The organism is Pseudoroseomonas cervicalis ATCC 49957 (assembly GCF_000164635.1).
In the GTDB taxonomy this organism is placed as follows: domain Bacteria; phylum Pseudomonadota; class Alphaproteobacteria; order Acetobacterales; family Acetobacteraceae; genus Pseudoroseomonas; species Pseudoroseomonas cervicalis.
Window position 1 is genome coordinate 189,519 of sequence record NZ_GG770778.1, and the last position, 4,750, is coordinate 194,268.

Consider the following 4,750-nt stretch of genomic DNA (forward strand, 5'->3'; position numbering starts at 1 on the left):
CGCGCCGGCGGTGGCGCAGGTCGACCTCGCCGCCGCCACCCGCCACCTGGCCCGCACGCTCGCCGCGCCGGCCGGCATCCTGACCCCCGCCGAGGAGTGACAGCCGCATGGCTGAGAATCTGCTGGACCCCGCGCCGGACCATGCTGACCGCCCCGAGGACATCCCCGAGAAGTTCTGGGATGCGGAGAAGCAGAGCCTGCGCGTCGACGCCCTGCTGAAATCCTACCGCGAGCTGGAGCGCCGCCTCTCCCAGCGCTTCGCGCCCCCCTCGGACGACGCGCCGGAGGAGGAGCGCGCGCGCTTCCGCCGCGCCCTCGGCGTGCCCGACGCGCCCGAGGACTACACGGTCGAGCCGAAGCACGAGATGTGCGGCCCCGACCCCGAGGTGAACCGGCGGCTGCACGCGGCGGGCTTCACCTGCGCCCAGGTGCAGCTGGTCTACGACCTGGCGGCCGAGCGGCTGCTGCCGCTGATCGCCGAGGCGGCGGCGGATTACGAGGCGCAGAAGCAGCGCGCCCGGCTGGAGCAGGAATTCGGCGGCGCCGAGGGCTACCAGCGCATCGCGCCGCAGATCGCCGCCTGGGGCCGCGCCAACCTGGCCAAGCCGGTGTTCGAGGCGCTGTCGACCACCGCCGAGGGCGTGCTGGCCCTGCACCGCATGATGGGCAAGGCCGAGCCGAACCTCGCCGGCCGCGCCGAGGCGCCGGAGGCGATCGACGAGCAGGCGCTGCGCCGCATGATGCGCGACCCGCGCTACTGGCGCTCGCGCGAGCCGGAATACGTCAAGCGCGTCACCGACGGCTTCCGCCGCCTGTTCAGCCCCGGCCAGGGCTGACCCCGGCCCGGCTGTCCTGATCGCGGCCCCGCGCCTCCCCGGAGGCGCGGGGCCGTTGCCGTTTCGCGCCGTGGCGCAACCCCCTGGCGGGTGCCGCGGCGGCCGGCGGCGCGGCCCGCCCTGGGGAACCGCGCGCGCCCGGCATTCCACCCCTTCTCCCGACCCTCCCTGAAGGAACACGGCATGTCCGCTTCCATCGACCAGGTCTTCGTCAAGCAGTTCGAATCCGAGGTGCACGAGGCCTATCAGCGCCAGGGCTCCAAGCTGCGCCCGACCGTGCGCAGCAAGACCGGCGTGCGCGGCGCCTCCACCAACTTCCCGATCGTGGGCCACGGCACCGCGGCGGCGAAGGCGCGCAACGGCGCGGTGCCGGTGATGAACCTCGCCCACTCCAACGTCGAATGCTTCCTGCAGGACTACTACGCCGGCGAGTGGATCGACCGCCTCGACGAGCTGAAGGTCAATATTGACGAGCGCCAGGTGGTGGCCAGCGCCGGCGCCTACGCGCTCGGCCGCAAGACCGACGAGCTGATCATCGCCGCCCTCGACACCGCCACCGAGGAAGCCACCGGCACCGCCGCCGGCACCACCGACAGCGACGGGCTGACCAAGGCCAAGGTGCTGCTGGCCTTCGAGATGCTGGGCGCCGCCGACGTGCCGGACGACGGCAACCGCTTCGCCATCGTCGGCTGGAAGCAGTGGAGCAACCTGCTGCAGATCGAGGAATTCGCCAACACCCAGTACATCGGCGACGACGACCTGCCCTGGAAGGGCACCCAGGCGAAGCGCTGGCTCGGCGCCACCTGGATGCCGCATTCCGGCCTGACCCGCAGCGGCGCCACCCGCTTCTGCTACTTCTACCACAAGACCGCCATCGGCCACGCCGTCGCCCAGGACGTCACCACCGATGTCACCTGGCACGGCGACCGCGCCGCCTACTTCGTCAACAACATGATGAGCCAGGGCGCCGTCCTGATCGACCCCGCCGGCGTCGTCCGCATGCGCTGCGCCGAATGATTCTTTCGGCTGCCGGTCAGGGCCGGAACGAGAGGCGCTGCACTCGGGCCATCCGCTCCGGCCCAGGGGCGCAGGGCCGCGCGCGGCACTGACCAGGGCGCCGGGCGGCAACACCGCCCGGCGCCCATGGCGCGCCGGCAGAAGGCAGCGCCCCGCCGCAGCAACGCGTCCCGCCTCGCCGCGAGACTGCGGCAGCCTGAAAGAAAAACGGCAGCATGAAAGAAAGGGAAAGACGATGGCATTGTCGGCGCTTGTGCTGTGCTCGCGCGCGCTGCTGAAGATCGGCGCGCAGCCCGTCGCCTCGCTCGAGGAAGGCACCGCGGAGGCGGAGGTGGCGGCCAATCTCTACCCGGCGGTGCGCGACGCGCTGCTCTCCGCCCATCCCTGGAGCTTCGCGACGGGGCAGGCCGAGCTGCCGCGGCTGCTCGCCGTGCCGCATGCCGACTACGCCTTCGCCTACCAGCTGCCGGCGGATTTCCTGCGGGTGCTGTCGGCGGGCGGCGAGCGGCGTGGGCGCGGGCTGCTCTACCGCATCCATGAGAACCGGCTGCACACGGATTCGCCGCGCGTCGTGCTGACCTACCTGTTCCGCCCGGCGGAAAGCGCGCTGCCGCCCTTCTTCGCCTCCGCTTTGGTGGCGCGGCTGGCGGCGGAGTTCTGCGTGCCGCTGACCGAGAGCACCAGCCGCGCCGAGATGCTGCACCGCCTGGCCGAGGCCGAGCTGCGCCATGCGCGCCTCGTCGACAGCCAGCAGGACACGGTGCGCGCGGTCGAGGATTTCCCGCTGATCGACGCGAGGGGTTGAGACATGGCCGCCGGCCGCAGCACCAAGACCAGCTTCACCGCGGGCGAACTCGGCGACCAGCTGCTGGGCCGGGGGGACCTGCGCGCCTATGAGAATGGCGCGCGGCGCCTGCGCAACGTCTTCATCCAGCCGACCGGCGGGCTGACCCGCCGCCCCGGCCTGCGCCATGTGGCCGAGCTGCCCGGGCCCGCGCGGCTGATCGCCTTCGAGTTCAACACCGAGCAGACCTATCTGGTCGTGCTGACGCACCAGGGCTTGCGCGTCTTCCTGGGCGACGTCCAGGTGGCGAGCCTGGCCGGGCCGTGGACCGCCGCGATGCTCGACGCCATCGCCTGGACGCAGAGCGCCGACACGCTGCTGCTGCTGCACCCCGACATGGTGCCGCAGCGCGTGACGCGCAGCAGCAACACCAGCTGGAGCATCGCGCCCTGGAGCTTCGTGCGTGAGCCTTTCTATCGGTTTGCCTCCCCCGGCGTGACACTGGCGCCGAGCGCGACGAGCGGCAGCGTGACGCTGACGGCCAGCGCGGCGGCGTTCCAGCCCGGCCATGCCGGGGTGCGCTTCCGCCTCGGCGGCAAGCGCGTGCTGGTCACCGCGGTCGCCTCCGCCACCAGCGCGACGGCGAGCGTGGAAGAAACCCTCCCCGGCACCGCCGCCAGCGCCGATTGGGACGAGGCCGCCTTCAGCGCCGTGCGCGGCTGGCCGGTCACCGCCTGCTTCCACCAGGACCGTCTGGTGCTGGGCGGCTCGCGCGACCTGCCGAACCGGCTCTGGCTGTCGCGCTCGGGCGATCTGTTCAATTTCGACCTGGGCAGCGGCCTCGACGACCAGGCGATCGAGTTCGGCCTGCTGTCGGATCAGGTGAACGCCATCCGCGCCGTCTTCTCGGGGCGGCATCTGCAGGTCTTCACCTCGGGCGCCGAATGGATGGTCACCGGCGAGCCGATGACGCCCGCCTCGATCCAGCTGCACCGGCAGACGCGCATCGGCTCGCCGGTGGCGCGCATCATCCCGCCGGTGGATGTCGATGGCAGCACCATCTTCGTCGCCCGCTCCGGCCAGGCGGTGCATGAATACGCCTATACCGATGTGCAGCAGGCCTATCAGGCGAACGACCTGGCGCTGGTGGCGCGGCACCTGGTGCAGACGCCCGTCTCCATGGCCTATGACCAGACGCGCCGCCTGCTGCATGTGGCGATGCAAGGCGGCTGGCTGGCGACGCTGACCCTCTACCGCGCCGAGCAGGTCACCGCCTGGACACGGCAGGACACCGATGGCGCCTTCCGCGCCCTGGCCGAGATCGACGGCACCGTCTGGTGCGCCGTCGAGCGCGCCGGCGCCATGCGGCTGGAGCGGTTCGACGACGCGCTCGCCGTCGATGCCGGCCTCACCGGCAGCAGCGCCGCGCCGCAGGACCAGTGGAGCGGCCTCGGCCATCTGGAGGGCCGCAGCGTGCAGGTGGTGGCGGATGGCGCGCCACGCGGCCTGGCCGATGTCGCGGCGGGCGCCGTGACCATCGACCCGCCGGCCAGTTCGGTGCAGGTCGGGCTCGGCTACAGCCACCTGATCGAGCCGCTGCCGCCGCTGCTGCTCTGGCCGGGCGGGGCGCGCGCGGCGCCGGTGCGGCTGGTGGCGGCCACCTTCCGGCTGCTGCACACCGCCGCGCTCAGTGTCGATCTTGGCCGCGGCGCGCGGCCGGTGCCGTTCCGCCGGCTCGACACCGCGCTGCTGGACGCGGCGCCGCCGGTCTTCACCGGCGATGTCACGCTGCGCGGCCTGGGCTGGCGGCGCGACACGCTGCTGCCGCTCTGGCGCATCGAGGGCGACACGCCGCTGCCGCTCACCCTGCTTTCCGTCACCACCGAGACGAGGATGACCGATTGATGGCCCAGCTCGCTCCCATCGCCACGCTGATCGGCACCGGGGCCTCGCTCTACGGCACGGTGCGGCAGGGCCAGGCGCAGGCCGCGCAGAGCCGCGCCCAGGCGGCGCAGGAGGCGGCGAACCTCGCCGCGCGGCAGCAGCAGATCACCGCGCAGCAGGAGGCGGATGCGCGCGAGCGCGCCGACCGGCTGGAGCGCACGCTGGCCTC

The 4,750-nt window shown here is 72.7% G+C and carries 4 protein-coding genes and 1 pseudogene; all 5 read left to right on the forward strand.

Annotated features, from left to right (window positions below; all coding sequences use genetic code 11):
* The first annotated feature begins 107 nt into the window (after window positions 1–107).
* A complete protein-coding gene (locus HMPREF0731_RS08220; RefSeq protein ID WP_007003613.1) occupies window positions 108–836 on the forward strand; it encodes a capsid assembly protein in 729 nt (242 codons plus the stop codon).
* 183 nt (window positions 837–1,019) lie between these two features.
* Window positions 1,020–1,853, forward strand: a complete 834-nt coding sequence (locus tag HMPREF0731_RS08225; RefSeq protein WP_007003614.1) for a phage capsid protein — start codon at window positions 1,020–1,022, stop codon at window positions 1,851–1,853.
* A 235-nt stretch (window positions 1,854–2,088) separates the two neighbouring features.
* On the forward strand, window positions 2,089–2,658 hold the full coding sequence (locus HMPREF0731_RS08230) for a phage connector family protein (RefSeq protein WP_007003616.1): 570 nt from the start codon (window positions 2,089–2,091) through the stop codon (window positions 2,656–2,658).
* Window positions 2,659–2,661: 3 nt separating this feature from the next.
* Window positions 2,662–4,542, forward strand: a complete 1,881-nt coding sequence (locus HMPREF0731_RS08235; protein WP_007003617.1) for a phage tail protein — start codon at window positions 2,662–2,664, stop codon at window positions 4,540–4,542.
* Window positions 4,542–4,750, forward strand: a pseudogene (locus tag HMPREF0731_RS25155) (hypothetical protein); the annotation flags it as partial. The gene HMPREF0731_RS08235 and the pseudogene HMPREF0731_RS25155, both read left to right, overlap by 1 nt.

What these genes read in the sequence shown, in the direction of transcription:
- HMPREF0731_RS08220 (WP_007003613.1), top strand. Translation starts at nt 108, where the DNA reads ATGGCTGAGAATCTGCTGGACCCCGCGCCGGACCATGCTGACCGCCCC.
- HMPREF0731_RS08235 (WP_007003617.1), top strand. Translation starts at nt 2,662, where the DNA reads ATGGCCGCCGGCCGCAGCACCAAGACCAGCTTCACCGCGGGCGAACTC.
- HMPREF0731_RS08225 (WP_007003614.1), top strand. Translation starts at nt 1,020, where the DNA reads ATGTCCGCTTCCATCGACCAGGTCTTCGTCAAGCAGTTCGAATCCGAG.
- HMPREF0731_RS08230 (WP_007003616.1), top strand. Translation starts at nt 2,089, where the DNA reads ATGGCATTGTCGGCGCTTGTGCTGTGCTCGCGCGCGCTGCTGAAGATC.